The organism is Mucilaginibacter sp. P2_D11, assembly GCF_056404435.1.
The window spans coordinates 107,113-126,634 of sequence record NZ_JBFUEA010000006.1; the positions used below are offsets into that span (position 1 = coordinate 107,113).

Consider the following 19,522-nt stretch of genomic DNA (forward strand, 5'->3'; position numbering starts at 1 on the left):
CCCACCCCTGCCTTTGCGCTCAGGCCCACCGCGCCCCCTCCCGAGAGGGGAATAAAAAAGCCGGCTCCCCTCACGGAAAGCCGGCTTTTCAATATCATAAGGTCGCGATTACAACTCCCTCACCCAGATATTCCTGAAGCTCAGCGGTTCGCTTTTGTCGCCGTGGGCTTGTAGCTTTATCGGGCTTGGGCCGTGGGCTGCACGGTAGCCTGGTGCGCCGATGTATTGGGTTGGGCCCAGCAGTTCGATGTTGTTCTCTACCAGTACGCCGTTAAATAATACGGTTACGCGGGCAGGGGTTTTTACTTTATCGCCATCGAAAGTTGGGGCGGTCCATATCACATCATACGTGTTCCAAACGCCGGGGGGCTTGGTTGGGTTAGCCAGCGGGATAAATTGCTTGTATATACTGCCTGCCATGCCGTTTACGTAGGTTTCGTTCTTGTACGAATCCAACACCTGCAGTTCGTAACCCAAATCGCCTTTGCCTATCGAAGCTAAGAACACGCCGCTGTTGCCGCGGGCCTGGCCTGTACCGGTGATGCTGGCGGGTACCTTCCACTCGATGTGCAATTGGTAATTGCCAAATTTACGTTTGGTTTCGATGTTGCCTGTTGCTTTGTTTACCGTCAGTACGTCGCCCTCAACGTTCCATTTTGCGGGGTTGCCGCTGGCTACGTCTACCCATTCGTCCAGGTTTTTACCGTCGAACAAAATAATGGCATCAGATGGGGCATCGCTGGTGGTTTTGCCGGCGGTAACTACTTTGGGTACCGGGGTCCATTTCTCGGTATCCTCGGGCTTTGCGCCTGTTTGGGCGTTGGCCACAACCACACTGCTCAAAAGCAATGCGGTTAATATTAGTTGCTGTTTCATATAAATGTGAGATAATTTATGCGCCTTAATTAAGCTTTCAGCAGGGTTTTTACGTAAGCGCTGCTTTGGGCTATGCTCTTGTATGGGTCGATATTGGTAAAGTTCTCCTGCTCTACAATAAAGTGCTTTATGCCGCCCAGCTTAGCCTGACCAAGTATCGCTTTGAAATCGATGGTGCCGGTGCCAATCTCGGTGTTCAGCTCGTGGTTGGTTTTATCCATATCCTTAATGTGCACAAAGGTGAAACGGCCCGGGTGTTTCTTGAATATCTCCAACGGGTTGTAACCGGCGCGTACTACCCAGTACAGGTCCATCTCCATATTTACCAATTTAGGGTCGGTAGCGTTCAGGATGGTATCGTAAAAAGTGGTGCCTTCGGTCTCTTTCCACTCAAAATTGTGGTTGTGGTAGCCCAGTTTCAGGCCCTGTGGTTTCAGTATCTCGGCAATCTTGTTCATCTTATCGGCAACGCCTTTAAAGTCGGCAGCCGTTTTAATGAATTCGTGGTTGATGCTTGGGATAATGATATAGGTTTGGCCGGTGGCGTGCGCGCTCTCGATATAGCTGTTCAACTGATCCATTTTGCCGGTACCGAAGTACTCGTCCAGGCCGTAATGTCCGCTTGGAGTAGTGAGGCCGTTAGCTTTGAGCAATGCGCTGAATTCTTTTGCGCTGAGGCCCCAAAAGCCGCCCTGTTTAGAGTAGCCGAAAGTTTCAACTTCCGAGTAGCCTGCCTTGGCGATGTTGGCTATGGTGCCTTTTACATCTTTAGGTAGCTGATCGCGCAGGCTATATAATTGCAGGCCCACGCCTTTTTTGCCTTTTGCCGATAGTAGTTGCGGCGCCAGCATCAATGCTGCCGAAGCCATGCCCGCCTGGGCCAAAAAATTCCGTCTGGTTGTCATTTATTTAGTTTATAAGTAGTGCTAAGACCTGTGCTGCCCCCAATGGTTTAAACGTCGCAAATGTGTACGGCTGTTTTAAGCGAGGCCAGCTTGTCTTTGTATTTAGGAATGAATTCCTGCGCTACGAAGCCCTTATGACCCGTTTCTACTATGGCTTTCATAATAGCCGGGTAGTACAGTTCCTGCGTATCGTCTATCTCGTTACGGCCGGGCACGCCACCGGTATGGTAATGGGCGATATACTTATTGTAGGCGCGGATGTTGCGTATCACGTCGCCCTCGTCTATCTGCATGTGGTAAATATCGTACAGCAGCTTAAAGTTTTCGCTTCCGATGCGTTTGCAAAGCTCGGCGCCCCACTCTACCCTATCGCACTGGTAATCTTTATGATCTATCTTGCTGTTCAGCAGCTCCATTACCAGTATTATGCCGTGTTTTTCGGCAAGGGCAACCATTGGTTTCAGGCCTTCTACACAGTTGGTCCATCCCTCCTCGTCGGTTTTACCGCGCCGGCTGCCACTGAAGCAGATAAGGTTTTTGTAACCTGCTGCGGCTACCTTGGGAATCATGTCGGTATAGCGCTTTTGCAATTCGGCGTGGTACACCTTATCGCCGAAACCATCGGTTAGGTTTATTTCGGCACCGTTGCACATGCTGGAGACCAGGCCATATTTCTTCAATGTAGGCCAGTCGCCCGGGCCAACCAGGTCTATACCTTTTATGCCTATATCTACAGCGGCGGCACAAAGGTTTTCTACCGAAATATCGCCGTAACACCAGCGGCACACCGCGTGGTTGATGTTTCCTTTCAATTTATCAGTCATTGGTTCTTTTGCATCAGTTGTAAAAGATGATAATACGCCCGATGCGCCTATGGCGGCGGTACCGGCAATGAGGCCTTTGATGGCCGTACGTCTGTTTGGGTTTGTCATGGTTATTATACTTCTAAACGCCCTTTTGGTTCGCCATCAATTTCTAGCGAGGGGCTGGTTTGTATTTGGTTTTTATCTTTAAAGAAGAGCAGAAATACTATTAAAACTACCGCAGCAATACCACCCGGAATAAGCCAAATGGTTTGCCAGTTGTGTGATGTTGCAGATGTTTTCCAATGACCTACAATAGGCCCCGAAATATACGAACCTATAAGCATACCCACGCCGTAGGTAGCAAGGGTAATGAAACCCTGTGCAGCGCTCTTAAAGCGTTCGCCTGCCAGGTTATCGGTGTATATCTGCCCGGTTACAAAGAAGAAATCGTAACAGATGCCATGCAGCACAATACCGGCAATAAGCATCCAGTAGTTGGAGTCGACGTTGCCATACGCAAAAAATATGTATCGCAACACCCAGGCAAGCATACCTACCGCCAGCATTTTCTTAACGCCAAGGCGGATAAAGAACAACGGCATTAATGCCATAAATGCTAACTCCGACATTTGCCCAAAAGATTGCTTTGAAGCAGCTTCGTTCATACCCACTTCATTGAGGAATGGGTTGGTAAAGTTGTAGTAAAATGCCAGGGGAATGCAAATTGCCACCGAAGAAAGGAAAAACACCAGGTATGATTTATTTTTTAATAGCCCGATGGATTCTAAACCCAATATATCTCTTAAACTGGTCTTCTGCCCTTTTTTTGCCGGAGGCGTTGAAGGAAGCGTAAAGCTAAGCAAGCCCAATATCAGCGAAGCTACGGCAGCTGTTTTAAATGTTAACATCAGTGTACCGCCGGCCAATGAATTTGAAAGGCCGCCGCCGATGATAGAACTAAAAGTTGTATTTAAGTTACCACCTTTCTCCCAGCCTAACCAGCCAATGAATAAACCAATAACTATCCAGCCTGCCGTACCGAACACCCTTATAGGCGGAAACTCCTTGCTTGGGTTTGTCATTTGCTTAAATGATACCGAGTTTACCAATGCCAGTGTAGGCATATAAACGATCATGTAAGCAAAAATTGCGGGCAAAAATGCGCTGAAATTGGTGATAGTGGTTATGTAATATAAAATGGCGGCACCGGTTAGATGAAGCACACCTAATACCTTTTGGGCAGAAAAAAACCGATCGGCAATGAGGCCGATAATAAATGGCGCTATAATAGCCCCCCACGACTGGCTCGAATAAGCATTGGCGTTTTGCACGTCGGTTGCTTTTAATGTATTCGCCAGATAAGTACCCATTGTTACGAACCATGCGCCCCAGATAAAAAACTGGAGAAACATCATGGCAGATAACTTAACACGGATGGTTAAGTTCATAATTAAATCGGTTTATGTAGCACAAGAAGCACGGGCAAATTACCCGGTATAGTAATACAGAAAAATTACGCCGGATGCCCGATATAACGCGGGCATCCGGCATAAATGTAGTAGGTTAACGCAGGCCGGTTTATTTAACCGACAGGATGTACGTTACCATTTCTTTGGCATCTTCTAAAGAAATCGCCGGGTGCGGGCTCATCGCAATATCGCCCCAGTTGCCGCTGCCACCGGCAATAACTTTCTTAGCCAGTTTCTCGGTATCGGCCGGGGTATATTTCTTCGCGATATCGGCAAACGCAGGGCCTACTATCTTCTGGTGCTCTTTGTGGCAGGTAGTGCAATCTGCGCCGGCAATTAAGCTCGCGCCTTTGCCTGCAGGTGCCGCAGTAGTGCCGGTTTTGTTGGTTGCAGTATCTGCATTAGGCTGTGCCGCTGTAGCAGTTTGGTTGGCTGCCGTAGTGCTGCCGGTATCGCTGCCATCGCCTTCGCCGGGTTTGCTGCCGCCGCAAGCTGCGATTACTAAACTGATACCTAAAACAATAAATACTTTTTTCATGGGGTGTTATATTACAGAATTAAAACTTCCGGGAAAAATACGTTTTTTCATCGGAAAACGAACTTCTTTTTTAAACTACCGGGTCTTTTATCGTCTGCGTTTTATGCATGCTGCGCATGTATATCACCAGCCCGGCAAAAGCCACGATCAGTACGATGGGTATTACCAACGTTGCCTGCAATACCATTACGCCTGCCTTAGCATTATCGCCTGCTGCCGCTTTAACAATATCATCATAATATTTACCCATAAATATGGTGTAAATAGATACCGCAAACATACCGGCACCGCCCATCAGGTTGAGGCCCAGAGCGCCTGTTTTGGGCAGGTTGGTGTTTACGAAACCCAGCATCATCGGCCAGAAGAAGCAAACGCCCATACCGAATATGATAGCCGCTAAAAACAGGGTGTTGCCCGATTGTGTACTTAATAAGTATAGGCCAAGCGCTGCAAGTATAGTTGAAAACAATAGCACGGTTTGAGGTGTGAACTGCTTCAAAATAGGCTTAGCAAACGCGCGGCCAACTACCATGATACCCGTTTCCAGCGTAAGCAGAAGGATGGCGTTGCTGCTCACATTCTTCAGCAATACATCTATCCATTGCCCGGTAAACAGCTCGGTAATACCGGTACCCAGCATGCATATCATCATGAAAATGAACAGCGGATTAAGCAGTGCCCTGTACATACCGGCCATACTTACGCCTGATGCCACGCGTTCGGTAACCGGGAAATCGAGTTTAGAGAACAGGTAGCCATAGATAAGCGTTGGGATGAGCATCGTGCCCACCTGTATCTGCCAGCCAAAGCCGAGTTTGCTAAACAAGGTAACCAGAAGCGTACCTATTACGATACCGCCCGGGAACCACAAGTGGAAATGGCTCAGTTTGGTGGTTTTTTCTTCGGTATAAAGCGAAGTTACCAGGGGGTTACAAGCTGCTTCTACAGTGCCATTAGCTAAACCTACAAGCAAGGTAGATAGGAATAAGGCCCAGTAAGGACTTGGGAAATAAGGCGCACAAATGGTCAATACGATGCCCAGCAAATGGAACACGAAAGCCAAAACAAGCAACTTTTTCATACCGATGATATCAACGATAACGCCGCCGAATATCATGGCCAAAGGGAAGCCCCAAAATGCTGTGGCGGTGATGGTGCCAAGTTGCGCTTTATCAAGGTTAAAATCTACCCCAAGTTTATTTAAGATACCCGCTCGGATACCGAATGATAATGAGGTTACCAGCAAGGCCAGGCAACTCGCCCGGAATAACTGTGTACGGTTAATTGTAGTAGTGGCCATTTTTTTAATTAGGTTTTTGGGGTTAATTGGTTTAAAATCTTCTCAATATTATAAGCCGATAAGTTTACGGTTAAAAGCTTCGTCGGAGCCGGAGGCTGCGAAATCGTCGAAAGTACGGTCGGTAACGCGGATGATGTGATCCTTGATGAACTGCGCGCCTTCTCTCGCGCCGTCTTCGGGGTGTTTTAATGCACATTCCCATTCCAGCACTGCCCAGCCTTTATAATCGTATTGGGTTAATTTGCTGAATATAGCTTTAAAGTCTACCTGCCCATCGCCCAATGAACGGAAACGGCCTGCGCGGTTTATCCAGTCCTGGTAGCCGCCGTAAACGCCCTGCCTGCCGGTAGGGTTGAATTCGGCATCCTTTACGTGGAACATCTTGATGCGTTCGTGGTAAATATCGATGTACTCCAAATAATCTAATGCCTGCAGCACGAAGTGCGATGGATCGTAAAGCAAGTTAGCACGCTTGTGGTTGCCTACCTTCTCCAGAAACATCTCGTAGGTGATACCGTCGTGCAGGTCCTCGCCGGGGTGTATCTCGTAGCAAAGGTCTACCCCGTTCTCGTCGAATACGTTCAGGATAGGTTCCCAGCGTTTGGCCAGTTCGGTAAAGGCGGTATTAACCAAACCTGCAGGGCGTTGCGGCCATGGGTAAACGGTTTGCCATATCAGCGCGCCGCTAAAGGTAACGTGCGCGTTGAGGCCCAGGTTTTGCGAGGCCTTTGCAGCGTATTTCAGTTGCTGCACCGCCCATTTCTGCCTTTCGGCGGGGTTGTTCTTCACGGCATCCGGCGCAAAAGCGTCGAACAATGAATCGTAAGCCGGGTTTACGGCAACCAGCTGACCCTGTAAGTGGGTAGATAGCTCGGTAATTTCTAAACCGGCAGCGTTTACGATGCCCTTTATCTCGTCGGCATAAGTTTTGCTTTCGGCCGCTTTTTGCAGGTCGATAAAGCGTGCATCGTTGGTAGGTAACTGTACGCCTTTGTAACCAAGCCCTGCTGCCCATTTACAGATGGAGCTTAAGTCGTTGAAAGGCGCTTCGTTGCCTATGAACTGTGCTAAGAATATTGCCGGCCCTTTTATAGTGTTCATGTGGTTGTATTAGATAACGTAATCGGTCCATTTTTGGTCGCTGTTGTTAGAAGCCACCACGTTATTGATGAATGCCATGCCGCGGATACCATCGTCTATCGACGGAAAATCGAGCCACTCGGCTTTAGGCTCTACGCCTTCTATTTTGGCGCTCAATGCCAAAGCAAAGTTGCGGTACAGGTTGCCGAATGCTTCGAGGTAACCCTCGGGGTGGCCACCGGGTGTACGGCAGTTTGATGTCGCAAAGCTCGAAAGCCTATCGGTATAGCCGCTGCCAGCGCGTAAAATTTGAGCCGGTTTATCGCTCCATTTTACAATTAGGGTGTTCGGCTCCTGCTGTTGCCATTCCAGGCCGCCATTTTCGCAATAAACGCGTATTTTAAGAGCATTCTCCTCACCCGCAGCAATCTGCGATGCCGTTAAAGTGCCGGTAACATTATCTTCGAAACGCAGCAGCACCGCGCCATCATCATCCAACATACGGCCATCTACTACGATATTAAGGGAAGCATTCAATTGGGTGATTTTTTTGCCCGAGATGTATTCTGCCAGATGCGCAGCGTGGGTACCTATATCGCCCATGCAACCGCTCTTGCCCGATTTTGATGGGTCGGTACGCCATGAAGCCTGTGCATTGCCTTCGCGCTCTGATAAGCGGTTTAGCCAGCCCTGAATATACTCTACATATATCTTGCGCACTTTACCAAGCGAGCCCTCTTTAATAATTTGCCTGGCTTCTTTTACCATAGGGTAACCGGCGTAGGTATGGGTAAGCAGCAGCATCAGGCCGGTTTCTTCTACTTTTTCTTTCAGCTTAAGGGCTTCCTCGAGCGTAAAGGTTACCGGTTTTTCTACCACCACGTTGTAACCGTTCTCCAAAGCTGCCATTGCCGGGGCAAAGTGGGCAAAGTTTGGTGTAACGATGGTTACGAAATCCATGCGTTTATCGGCAGGCTGCAATGCCTCGCCTTTAAACAGGTCATCGAATGTGTTGTAGATACGACTTTCATCCAGGAAAAGCATACGACCACTGTCCTGTGCTACTTCGGGGTTTACGCTAAGCGCGCCGGCAACCAGCTCTATCTGGCCATCCATATTGGCGGCAATACGGTGTATAGCGCCGATGAAGGCATCTTTACCGCCACCGATCATGCCCATGCGCAATTTTCTTTTACTCATATGTATTGTTGTAGATAAGCAATTTAAGCCCACCCGCTGCTATTGCAGTGGTGGGCTTAAAAGTATTAATTTTAGATTGAAAACAAAAACGTGCGGCCTTATAACTTACCTATATTTCTTATTTTACAATCGATTGCAACGCAAGAGGGTAAAACCAGGCCGGGCCGCATTGGGGCTTCCTATGAAAGTGCCCAGGCGTGGTCGCCTTTTTTGTAAGGGTAATCGCCTATGTACTTGCCCGGTACCGGTACGTAGCGCAGGGCTTTGGTGGCACCAACTTCTGATGTAAAATAGCCCAGCAGGGTTAGTTGCTTCATCATGGTGAAGTAATGGTTAGGCACATCCGGCGCTTTATAGTCTTTTTCGCCGGCATGCTTAATTTTATCTGCATCGGCATCAGCGCTCTTTTTCTTTGCGTATTCTTTTGCTTCGGCATCAAGCGCGGTTAAAAGCTCGGTGCGTTGCGCCGCGGTAATCTCCATGAATTTCTTGCTGAATTTTGCATTGCTGGCATCATCCAGCTTGCCAATACCTTCCTGGAATACTTTCTGGTCTGCTTCGGTGTAGCAATCTTTCACCATCAGGGCCATAAAGGCACCTACTTTGGCCGCTTTTGCACCAGGGGTGCTTGTTTCGGGCAAAATGGTTTCGCCAACCTCGTCTAAAAACGCGGTGGTTTCGGGTTTAGAAAGGTCTTCGGTATTTGCAGTACTACCCGATTTACAACCCGACATAAAGAACTCAGCGCCGATGATGGTACCCCCCAGGATTAAACCAACACGGCCAATGGCATCTCTTCTATTCATTTTGGTAATTATTGAATTAATGAATTATTGAATTAGTATTGCTGATTACCAGCCTTTGCGATATTCACGTTTTACAAACTGGTTAACCTCATCAAAGTTGGTAACCTTCATAGCGTTGTTATCCCAAAGCAATTTTATGCTTTCCGGGCGGCCTTTAGGCACAATATCGTGCCCGCGAACAGCAAGGTTTGCCATCAGTAATGCTTCGGTAAGCGGGCCGGCGGTTTCAAACGGAGAACTTACTTCCATTTTACCATAACCCGCCAAACAAGCTTCTACCCATTGCTTGTAGTGACCATCTGCCTGGCCTTCTACACGGGCGTAAGTTTGTTTTACCTTAACCTCTTTTGTGCGCGATGTTGGCAACAACAGCGGGTTAGAGCTGTAGGTGCTGGCTATCATTTTACCTTTTGTACCGATGAATAAGGTACCATTACCATCGTCGCCGAATTTTTCATCCGGGCCAAGCTCTTCAGGGCGTTCTGGTTGGATACCACCGTCCATCCAGTGCACGGTTACATCGCCTTTTGTTTTCTTGGTTTTTGGGAAGGTTAAGGTAATGTGACTCGATGGCGGGCAGCTCTCAGGGAAACGGCCACGTTTAAACTCATCTACATAGACAGTACCTACACTGGCCTGTACATCTTTTACATACTCTAACCCAAGCACACGGAACGGTGCTTCTACCAGGTGGCAGCCCATATCGCCCAGTGCACCGGTACCGTAATCCCACCATCCGCGCCAGTTAAATGGCACTAATTTATCTACATATTCTTTATAAGGGGCAGTACCCAGCCAAAGGTTCCAGTCAAGCTCTTTAGGCACTTCGCTTTTTGTAGCCGGCCATTGTATGCCCTGCGGCCATACGGGGCGGTTTGTCCAGCAGTAAACCGTATGTACATTGCCTATCAGCCCTGCGTTATACCACTCGGCCAATTGGCGGGTACCATCGTTTGATGCCCCCTGGTTGCCCATTTGGGTAACTACCTTATATTTTTTTGCAGCGGCAGTAAGCTCCCGTGCTTCCCAAATATCATGCGTTAAAGGTTTTTGCACGTAAACGTGTTTACCCAGCTGCATGGCGCCAAGGGCTACAATGGCATGGTTATGATCTGGCGTGGAAACAGATACCGCATCGATATTTTTTGCTTCCTTATCCAGCATCTCGCGCCAGTCTTTATAATATTTTGCTTTCGGGAACCTCTTTACAGAGTTAGCCGCGCGGCGGTCGTCCACATCGCAGAGGTACGCAATGTTAGCTTTACCGCTTTTGGCGAAATTGGCAATATCGCTTTCGCCCTTGCCGCCTGCGCCAACGCCCGCAACCTGCAGCATATCGCTTGGAGCCCTATAACCTTTACCGCCCAGCACAAAGCGGGGGACAATCATGAAACCTGCTGCTGCCAGCGAGGTATTCTTGATAAAATCCCGCCTGGAGGTACCGGCTTCGGTGGTTTCTTCTTTCTTCTCAGTCATTTTAGTGATGCTAATTGGATTAAATATTACCTTTTTTCAGTTGCTCAACCGCGTAGTTTGCTGCACGGGCAGTAAGCGCCATATAAGTAAGCGATGGGTTCTGGCAAGCAGAAGAGGTCATGGCGGCACCATCGGTAACGAATACGTTCTTGGCATCCCAAACCTGGTTCCACTCGTTCAATACCGATGTTTTTGGATCGCGACCCATGCGCGCGGTACCCATCTCGTGTATGCCACGGCCAAGTACCCCTTCGGTAGTGTAACCTCCTACATCTTTCAGCCCGGCGTTGGTCAGCATCTCCACAGCATCGTTCATCATATCTACACGCATCTTCTTCTCGTTGTCTTTCACCTCAACGTCAATCGCCAGCGTTGGCAAGCCCCATTTATCTTTGTTGGTTTTATCAAGCGTTATCTTGTTATCGTGGTATGGCAGGGTTTCGCCGAAGCCGCCCATACCGAAAGTCCAGCCTCCCGGTTCTGATAATGCATCTTTAAATGCGCCGCCTATGTTCATTTCAGCAATATCGCGGCTCCAGCCACTGCGGCTGCCGCTGCCCTGGTAACCAAAACCGCGGATATAATCGCGTTTTTCGCCATTAAGGTTGCGGTAACGCGGTATGTATATACCATTTGCCCTGCGGCCAAAGTAGTATTTATCCTCAAAGCCTTCCATCCTGCCGCCGGCGCCAACACCTAAGTGGTGATCCATTACGTTGTGGCCAAGCTCGCCGCTGCTGCTGCCTAAGCCGCCTTCCCAAACGTCGGTAGCGGAGTTCATTAGTACCCAGGCGCTGTTTAGCGCCGATGCATTAACAAATACAATTTTTGCGAAGTAATCGTAAGTTTTGTTGGTTTCGGCATCTACTATGCGTACGCCTTTTGCTTTTTTAGTGTCCTTATCGTACAATATCTCTGTTACTATTGACCAAGGGCGAACGGTTAAATTACCGGTTGCCATGGCGGCAGGCAAAGTTGACGACTGTGTGCTGAAGTATGCGCCAAACGGGCATCCTAACCAGCATTTATTACGATATTGGCAGTTGGTGCGGTTGTTATGCGGTACGGTAATATTGGCTACACGGCCTATAACAAAGTGGCGTGTTTCTTTGTAAAAATCCTTAAAACGTTTCTGAACGTCTTTTTCTACAACGTTCATATCCATCGGCGGCATAAAATCGCCATCCGGCAAAATTGGTACGCCATCGCGGTTGCCCGATATACCTGCAAACTGCTCTGCGTAGCTATACCATTTTTCAAGGTCTTTATAACGGATAGGCCAGTCAACGCCCACACCGTCTTTTAAGTTTGCCTCGAAATCAGTCTCGTGCCAGCGGTAGCTTTGGCGGCCCCACATCAGCGAACGGCCACCTACATGGTAACCCCTAAACCAATCGAAACGCTTAACTTCTGTGTACGGGCTTTCTTTCTCGTCAACCCAGTAATCGAGGTTGACCTCGTTCAGCGGATAGTCGCGCTTCAAAACCGGGTAGTCCTCAATCATTTTTTGGGTGCGGCCGCCACGGTGCGGGAACTCCCAGGGCCCCTTGGTAGCGTTCACATAATCCTTAATGTGCTCGATATTCCTACCGCGCTCCAGCATGATGGTTTTTAAACCCTTCTCGCTCAGTTCTTTTGCAGCCCAGCCGCCAGATATCCCTGAACCAATGACAATAGCGTCATAAGTGTTTGTAGACATAATATTAATGCGTTAAAGTAAATTTGTTTAGTATTGGTTACCTCGCCTAATGTAGGCATAAAAATTATTTTTCAAATATCTTTTTCATTGTGTTTTATTAACACATTTAACCAGTTAACAGTGGGCGGTTTTCAGTTTGCAGTTCTTTTTCAGCTAGTATTTGCCGGTTTCCAGTTAAAAAAGATGTGTACCAATACAAACCGCCCACTGAAAACTGCTAACTGATTTCTGCAACTGCCCACCGCAAACTGCTTACTGCCTACTGGTCACCCAATGATCAACCGCTCTCGCCGCAAAAGCCATATAAGTAAGCGATGGGTTTTGGCATGAGGTTGATGTCATGCTGGCGCCATCGGTTACGTAAACATTTTTGCAGGCGTGCAGGCGGTGCCATTTATCCAGCATGGATGTTTTTGGATCGTTGCCCATACGCACACCGCCCATCTCGTGGATGTCCAGGCCCGGCGCACGGTTATCTACCGATGCCTGTATATTGGTGAAGCCTGCCGAGGTGAACATCTCGGTCATCTGCTCCACGTAATCCTTTTTCATTTTGGCATCGTTATCATCGTATTCCACAGAAATTTTCAGCTGTGGTATGCCCCATGGGTCTTTCTGGCTTTTATCCAGCGCCACGTAATTCGTTTCCTTCGGGATAGTTTCGCCCATCATGTGCGAGCCTACGTGCCATTTGCTCAGGTCATCTTTAACGAGGTTCTTCTTCAGGTCCTCGCCTATGCCGTCGCTGCTGGTTTCGCGGTAGCGGTAGGCACTGAAGCCGGCTGCGTAGCCACGCAAAAAGTCGGTCTCTTGCTTGTACACATTGCGGAAACGTGGTATATAACCGCCGCCAGCCGGGTTGCGGCCATCGGTTGTCCATTCTTTATCGCCGTCCCACTCGGCATTGATGTGAGCCGAATAATTGTGGAAAGCCACATATTTGCCCAGCGTGCCGCTATCGTTGCCCAAACCATTAGGGAAACGATGCGAGGTTGAGTTGAGCAATACCAGGTTGCTGTTCAATGCTGCCGCGTTCAGGAAAATAACGTCGGCATAATATTCTATGGCTTCTTTGGTGTTGGTATCTATGACCCGCACGCCGGTGGCTTTGCCTAGTTTTTCGTCGTAAATGATGGATTCAACCACCGAGAATGGCCTTAAGGTTACATGGCCCGAGCGCAATGCCCATGGTATGGTAGATGCATTTGCGCTGAAGTAGCCGCCGAACGGGCAGCCGCGCTGGCACAGCGTACGTTTTTGGCATTGCCCCCTACCCTGATCCAAATGTATTTGGTTGGGTTTTGATAAATGGGCGCAACGCGCGCTGATGACGTGCCTGTTTTGATAATGATCTTTTACGTGCTTGCTGAAACGCTGCTCCACCGCGTTGAGGGGGAAGCCCGGCAAAAATTCGCCGTCGGGCAATTCGGCCAGGCCATCCAGGTTGCCGGATATGCCTGCAAATTTTTCAACATGGCTGTACCAGGGCGCAATATCTTTATAGCGGATGGGCCAGTCTACCGCGAAGCCATCGCGTGCCGGGCCTTCGAAATCGAAATCGCTCCAGCGCTGGGTTTGGCGTGCCCACAGCAGCGATTTGCCGCCTACCTGGTACCCGCGTATCCAGTCGAAAGGTTTTTCCTGTACGTAGGGGTGCTCTTTATCTTTCACGAAGAAGTGCTGGGCATCTTCGCCAAAAGCGTAGCACTTGCTTACAATAGGGTTTGCCTGGCGCAGTTCGTCGGTTATTTGCCCGTGGTGCGCAAACTCCCAGGGGTACATATTGGTGGTGGGGTAATCTTTCAAGTGCTTTACGTCGCGGCCGCGTTCCAGCACCAGTGTCTTCAGTCCTTTATCGCCCAGCTCTTTTGCTGCCCATCCCCCGCTCATGCCCGAGCCGATAACGATGGCATCAAACGTGCGTTCCTTTATACTATCTATATTTAAATTAGCCATGCTATACTGCCGCTTTCTTTTTAACCGGGAACATAGCATTGTACCTGCCCGGTATCAGTTCATAAACTATTTGCTTGGTCATGAAGTATTGCGAGGTGGTGTACCCGAATACCGTTTGCCCTTTTACGGTAAAATAAAAATCCTGCGCTTTTGTGCGTGGGGCCGGCGTTCTGTTATCTGCAGCAGCCGTGCGTAATTCGTCTCCCCGTTCTACGTCCTTCACAAAAGCGGTGCGTTCCGCCACGGTGAGTTCGTTGAATGATTTGCCGTACTTTTTATCCGCGGCATCTTCAAACTCTTTTAACCCCGCCATAAAATCGTCCTGCCCCTTTTTGTCGAAACAGTCGTCGATCATCTTGAAAACAAAAAGGTTTATGCCGAGGTCTTTGGCGCCGGGGGTGCTTGTTTTTGGGAGGATGGTTTCGCAGAGATTGCTCACCAGGTTTTCCTGTGCGGCATCCAGCTTAAGGTGCTTCAATTCTACGATGGGCTTGCCCTTATCACCGCTGAGGCAGGCCGGCAACAAGGCCGCGCTGCCCATAATCAAAGCCATGTTGCGGATCGCTATCCGCCTGTTCATTTGATGGTTCAAAATCCTGAATAATTTAGTTTATGCATACATAACGGGATATTGCGCTCATGCAATATCACGTTACCTATAAATGAAGCCGAAAAGTAGTGTTTAAACTACTAATAACCCCATTTTTTCATGGTTTGTAAATCAATTTTTACAGAGTCTATCGGATCCATGCCCTGGTACGACTCCTGTTCGATGATCAGATACTGCGTTCCGCCAATTTTTTTGGCTGCCTTCAGTACATCTTTCACCGGCAATACGCCTTTGCCCAATACGCAGCTTTCGTAGCCTGTACCTTCGTTGGGGTGCTCCGCGCTCTTTATTTCATCTTTTACGTGCATCGATTCGAACCGGCCCGGGTATTTTTTAATGAGCGATACCGCATCGTTCTCGCGGCCATACATATTACCGATATCCAGCTGTTGAGAAACAAGTTTTGGGTCGGTATGCTGCATAATATAATCGAACAAGCGCATATCACCTACCATGGTGGTAAATTCAAAATCGTGGTTGTGGTAACCGAATTTCATCCCCGATTTTTGGCACAGCTCGCCGCTTTTGTTGAATTGCTCCATGGTGCGGTCGAGCGCAGCCTTATCCGTACGTACGGCAACATCCATCCATGGGCTAAACACATATTTTTGGCCAAGCACGGCGGCGTCTTCAATCGTCCATTTCCAGGCATCGGTAAAATCATTTTTTGCTGCATCCCAGTGCGCGGATGTCATTACGGTATGGCCGCTGGGCATTACCAGGCCAAGGTCGTTTAATATTTTTTTGAATTCCTGCGCTGTGTAGCCATAGAATTTGCGGTTAATATAGTTGGCGTGTTCTACGTGCACGTAACCCATATCGGCCAGTTTTTTTAGTGTGCCGGCAGGGTCATCGCGCATGTGATCGCGTACCGAATAAAGCTGCAAGCCTACGCGTTGTATTTTTCCCGCTGCGAATACGCTATCGGGTAATAAGGCTGCGGCGGTAAGAGCCACTGCGCTGTTCTTAAGGAAACTTCTGCGGGATGTAGTCATGTTGTTTTAGGTTATTAGTTTTTTGCTATAGGGAATACTGGAAACAATAAATTGGAATTGCTTACGAAAGCGATGTGCTTGCTATCCGGCGACCATGACGGCGTGTTGATAGTACCCTGCCCGCCATATAAATAGGCCACCACTTTTGAGGGGCCACCTGCTGCAGGCATTACGCGAATATAAACATGTTTGTAAAAAGGATGGTCGCCCGGGGCAACTTCGTTCTTCAAAAAAGTGATATATACGATCCATTTGCCATCCGGAGAGATGTGCGGGAACCAGTTATTATAATCATCGTTGGTTATTTGGGTTTGGTTGCTGCCATCGGCATCCATGCGCCAAACCTGCATCAGGCCGCTGCGTACCGAGTTGAAGTAGATGTATTTGCCATCGGGCGTGTACTCGGGGCCATCATCCAGGCCTTTGGTTGTGGTTAGCCTTTCTTCGGGGCCGCCGTTTGATGGTATGCGGTACACATCGTACTCGCCGCCACGCTCGCCGCAAAACACCAGGAATTTACCGTCGGGCGACCAGCCGTGCATATAGCTTGCGCCCACGCCCTTGGTTGTAACCATTTTGGCATCGCCCCCGCCTACAGGCACGGTATAGCCGATGGAAGGGCCCCCATCGCCGCTGCTGATGGTAAGCATCTTGCCATCGAAAGAGATAACGTGGTCGTTATTATTGTTTTTGGCAGGGTTGGTATTGATAGCCGTTGGCGTGCTGCTGGCCAGATTGAAATTGTATAATGTACCATCGCTGTTGTAGATAAGCGATTTGCCGTTCTTCATCCAGTTAGGGGCCTGTAAGGATTTGGGCGACTGGTAAATTATGCGGCTGTTCTGCGTGGCCATATCCAATAATTCTATGGCGCTGCCGAGGTATTTTTTGTATGGAACCAGGTCGGCGGGTGCCGGGGTGATGATACGCACGTTGTTGTATTGCACCTTCTCTACTTTATCGGCATTGTGTGCACAGGCATAAACGCCTACATACACGTCGTCACCAAAGTCCAGGTCGATCTTTTTTTCCGGGCCGAATACATCGCCTTTGCGCGCTACGGATATATAATAAGTGCTGCCTTTCCTTTCCAGCTGCAAAACTTCTGCAGAAATAACGTCTGTCCTGTCCTCAGCAGTTTGGCCGCCGGTTACTTTACGGTATTGCATAGATGTTACCCCCATGCCATGCACCATTACGTTTACCTGTGCCGAATTCGCATCTAATGTTTTACGCACCATCAGGCCATATTTACGGTTTGGTTCATCGCCTGATAAGAAGGCGCTGTTTGTACGCAGGATAAAATCGCCGGTCATCTTTTTCCAAACGAAGTGGAAATCATCGTGATCGTTCCACATATCGCCCCCGGAGCCGGTGACCTGGTACTGCTGGTTTTTTGCGTCGTAAGCAACAGTGCCTTTGTGTTTAATAACACCAATATCGGTGTGCCCGTCAAATATGCCTAACGATGGGGATTGAGCATAAATAGTGAAACAAAACAGCGTACCAATAAATGCAGCTGCTAAAGAACAGGTTATTTTTTTCGACATTTAATTATAGGTTAGCAATAATTGGGTTTACTAAATTAAATATATTGGTTTGCAAACAATGCATCTTAAAAAATGCCTATTTACCGGCTTTAACCTTTGTGATGCTCACGTTGCTAAAAACGGCCTGTTCGGTAACATCGGCGTTGTGCGAGCACACGAAAATGCCCACGTAAACATCGTCGCCCAGGTCGATATCCACTTTTTCTTCAGGACCAAAAACATCGCCCTTGCGCGCCACCGACATGGTATAGGTATTGCCTTTGCGTTGCAATTGCACAATACCAGCGAAAGTGAGGGATGATTTTTGCTCTTCGGTTACCGCGCCCGTGGTTTTGCGGTATTGCAGCGAGGTAAGGCCATCGCCATGCACAACGGCGTTTACATGTGCCGAGTTGCCGTCTAAGGATTTGCGTACCATAAAGCCCCATTTTCGGTGCAGCTCGGTTCCTTTGCCAATAAATTCGGCGCTGGTGCGGAGGATGAAATCGCCGGTCATCTTCTTCCATACGTAGTGGAACTCATCGGTATTGGCCCATATATTGGTGCCCGAACCGCTAACCGTGTATTGCTGCGATTTGGCATCGTATTGTACATTGCCTTTATTTTTAACGGGACCAACATCGGTCTGCGCATCAAATATGCCTATCGGTTGGCTTTGCGCCATTGCACCGCCTGTGCACAGCATAGCTACCAGCAACACGCTAAACATGCAGTAAATTTTTTTCGACATCAGAAAATTTGGTTTGGTAATAATTGGTTTACTAAGTTATATATTCATTCGTAAACCCGTGCCCAAAAAATGCTATTAAATAAAAAAAGGAGCGTTTTTTGCGCCCCCGTATGTATCATTTATGTGATGAAGTTAAAATAGTACCATGTTTGGTTAAAAGGATTTAGGGCAAGCTTACCTGCTGAGTTTGGTAATGCCGAGGCGCACCTTGCTAAACTTCACCTTCTCTATTTTATCGGGGATGTGCGAACAATATTTTTTGGCTCCGGTGCCCCTCAGTCAATTGGTTTTTTCTGCAAATGGCTACCATAAAAAAAGGGGCGCTTTCGCACCCCTTCCATGTATTTACCTCGCGATAACTTTATCGCGCTATTTCTGTAGCAAATATCTGCTTGCCGGTTTCAGGGCAGTACACCGGCTCAGGCTTTAAAGCTGGCCTTACATACTCTTTTAAAAATTGCTCTTTCGAATCTTTATACTGGCTTACCGCGCCTATCATACTCATGAATTTGATGTAGTAAAAGGCGGTATCTATCTGGTGCGGCTTGAAACCCGAACGCGCACTTTTTGGGAAAAGGTGGTGGTTGTTGTGCCACTCGCCGGCCACAAAGCCCGGCCAAAGCTGGTTTACCGACATATCCTTGCGGTTATGGTCAACCCCGTCGCGGCGTTTGTCTTCGCCTTTGCCGTGGCCTTCGTAATTAAAGGTACGTACACCAACGGCCCAAAAGCCTGCGGCACCAAAAATTGCGCAACCTAAAGCTACGCCGCCAATTAAATAAAATACCGTGAACCAAAATGCCCAGTTGGCAATAACGCCAACAACAGCATGGAAAGGATTTGCTACCGAACCCCATTTTTGGTATTGCGCGTAGGTGTTTACCGATACGCCTGTATGTTTCATTAAAGTAACGCAGCGGGCGTACTCTTTCTCGTTCATATTACGGTTGATGGGCTGGTGGTTTGCATCGGCCAAAAAGCAGTACAAGAAACCGCCCTGTGCATTGTATGGATCGCCCGGTTGGTCGGATAACGCGTGGTGCACATGGTGCGATATAGCGTATATCTCCTCTGGGATAATTTTTAAGGTAAGGTTTTGGGTGAAAAAGCGCCAGAAGTTATTTTTAAACTTATATGCACCGTGGGTGCAATAGCGGTGGTACCAAATGGTACCGTGGGTACCCATTACTACCATGCTGTAAAGAAAGGCAATAATCAATCCCTGGATAGAGAAGTATTTGAAAATGAATAAAAGCAGGAATACCGACAGCGTTACCACCATCATCCAACTCATAAAAGAAAGCCAGTTCTTTTTGGTTTTGAAGATGTTAAGCCTCGAAAAAAATTCTTTGAAAATTTGACCGTTGGTTGGTTTGGAAAGGTTGCCATTTGCATCCTTCCACCCATAGGAAGGTTGTTCTAATACATCATGTATGAATGCCATTAGGGATCGGGAGGTTAGTTTATCAATTAGTTTTTATAAATGGGGACGGATTAAAGATAGGCATTCATTTCTGCAATTCCTA

At 48.2% G+C, this 19,522-nt stretch carries 17 protein-coding genes; all 17 read right to left on the minus strand.

What is annotated here, in order from left to right; translation table 11 throughout:
* Positions 1-108: 108 nt before the first annotated feature.
* The 17 genes from AC1DXC_RS10770 to AC1DXC_RS10850 all read right to left on the minus strand — a co-directional run bounded on the left by AC1DXC_RS10770 (position 109) and on the right by AC1DXC_RS10850 (position 19,440).
* Positions 109-876 (minus strand): 3-keto-disaccharide hydrolase, encoded by a 768-nt coding sequence (locus AC1DXC_RS10770; protein WP_477459158.1) that lies wholly within the window; start codon positions 874-876, stop codon positions 109-111.
* Positions 877-905: 29 nt separating this feature from the next.
* Positions 906-1,781: a sugar phosphate isomerase/epimerase family protein gene (locus AC1DXC_RS10775; RefSeq protein WP_477459159.1), complete on the minus strand. Its 876-nt coding sequence runs from the start codon at positions 1,779-1,781 to the stop codon at positions 906-908.
* Between the two features lie 47 nt (positions 1,782-1,828).
* Positions 1,829-2,713 (minus strand): hydroxypyruvate isomerase family protein, encoded by an 885-nt coding sequence (locus AC1DXC_RS10780; protein ID WP_477459160.1) that lies wholly within the window; start codon positions 2,711-2,713, stop codon positions 1,829-1,831.
* Between the two features lie 5 nt (positions 2,714-2,718).
* Entirely contained in the window at positions 2,719-4,035 is a 1,317-nt protein-coding gene (locus AC1DXC_RS10785; RefSeq protein ID WP_477459161.1) for a nucleoside permease, read from the minus strand.
* A 130-nt stretch (positions 4,036-4,165) separates the two neighbouring features.
* Entirely contained in the window at positions 4,166-4,594 is a 429-nt protein-coding gene (locus AC1DXC_RS10790; RefSeq protein WP_477459162.1) for a c-type cytochrome, read from the minus strand.
* Positions 4,595-4,664: 70 nt separating this feature from the next.
* Positions 4,665-5,894: an MFS transporter gene (locus AC1DXC_RS10795; protein WP_477459163.1), complete on the minus strand. Its 1,230-nt coding sequence runs from the start codon at positions 5,892-5,894 to the stop codon at positions 4,665-4,667.
* Between the two features lie 48 nt (positions 5,895-5,942).
* Positions 5,943-6,995 carry a sugar phosphate isomerase/epimerase family protein gene (locus AC1DXC_RS10800; protein WP_477459164.1) on the minus strand — a complete coding sequence of 351 codons (1,053 nt, stop codon included), beginning with the start codon at positions 6,993-6,995 and terminating at the stop codon, positions 5,943-5,945.
* A gap of 9 nt (positions 6,996-7,004) precedes the next feature.
* Complete coding sequence (locus AC1DXC_RS10805; RefSeq protein WP_477459165.1) at positions 7,005-8,174, minus strand: Gfo/Idh/MocA family protein; 1,170 nt, start codon at positions 8,172-8,174, stop codon at positions 7,005-7,007.
* Positions 8,175-8,353: 179 nt separating this feature from the next.
* Positions 8,354-8,980 (minus strand): gluconate 2-dehydrogenase subunit 3 family protein, encoded by a 627-nt coding sequence (locus AC1DXC_RS10810; protein ID WP_477459166.1) that lies wholly within the window; start codon positions 8,978-8,980, stop codon positions 8,354-8,356.
* Between the two features lie 45 nt (positions 8,981-9,025).
* Positions 9,026-10,456 carry a Gfo/Idh/MocA family protein gene (locus AC1DXC_RS10815; RefSeq protein WP_477459167.1) on the minus strand — a complete coding sequence of 477 codons (1,431 nt, stop codon included), beginning with the start codon at positions 10,454-10,456 and terminating at the stop codon, positions 9,026-9,028.
* A 19-nt stretch (positions 10,457-10,475) separates the two neighbouring features.
* Entirely contained in the window at positions 10,476-12,155 is a 1,680-nt protein-coding gene (locus AC1DXC_RS10820) for a GMC oxidoreductase (RefSeq protein ID WP_477459168.1), read from the minus strand.
* A 252-nt stretch (positions 12,156-12,407) separates the two neighbouring features.
* Complete coding sequence (locus AC1DXC_RS10825) at positions 12,408-14,111, minus strand: GMC oxidoreductase (protein WP_477459169.1); 1,704 nt, start codon at positions 14,109-14,111, stop codon at positions 12,408-12,410.
* A gap of 1 nt (position 14,112) precedes the next feature.
* Positions 14,113-14,691 (minus strand): gluconate 2-dehydrogenase subunit 3 family protein, encoded by a 579-nt coding sequence (locus tag AC1DXC_RS10830; RefSeq protein WP_477459170.1) that lies wholly within the window; start codon positions 14,689-14,691, stop codon positions 14,113-14,115.
* Between the two features lie 110 nt (positions 14,692-14,801).
* Positions 14,802-15,716: a sugar phosphate isomerase/epimerase family protein gene (locus AC1DXC_RS10835; protein ID WP_477459171.1), complete on the minus strand. Its 915-nt coding sequence runs from the start codon at positions 15,714-15,716 to the stop codon at positions 14,802-14,804.
* A 14-nt stretch (positions 15,717-15,730) separates the two neighbouring features.
* Complete coding sequence (locus tag AC1DXC_RS10840) at positions 15,731-17,266, minus strand: TolB family protein (RefSeq protein ID WP_477459172.1); 1,536 nt, start codon at positions 17,264-17,266, stop codon at positions 15,731-15,733.
* 76 nt (positions 17,267-17,342) lie between these two features.
* Positions 17,343-17,996 carry a hypothetical protein gene (locus tag AC1DXC_RS10845; protein ID WP_477459173.1) on the minus strand — a complete coding sequence of 218 codons (654 nt, stop codon included), beginning with the start codon at positions 17,994-17,996 and terminating at the stop codon, positions 17,343-17,345.
* A gap of 361 nt (positions 17,997-18,357) precedes the next feature.
* Positions 18,358-19,440 (minus strand): fatty acid desaturase, encoded by a 1,083-nt coding sequence (locus tag AC1DXC_RS10850; protein WP_477459174.1) that lies wholly within the window; start codon positions 19,438-19,440, stop codon positions 18,358-18,360.
* Positions 19,441-19,522: the final 82 nt, after the last annotated feature.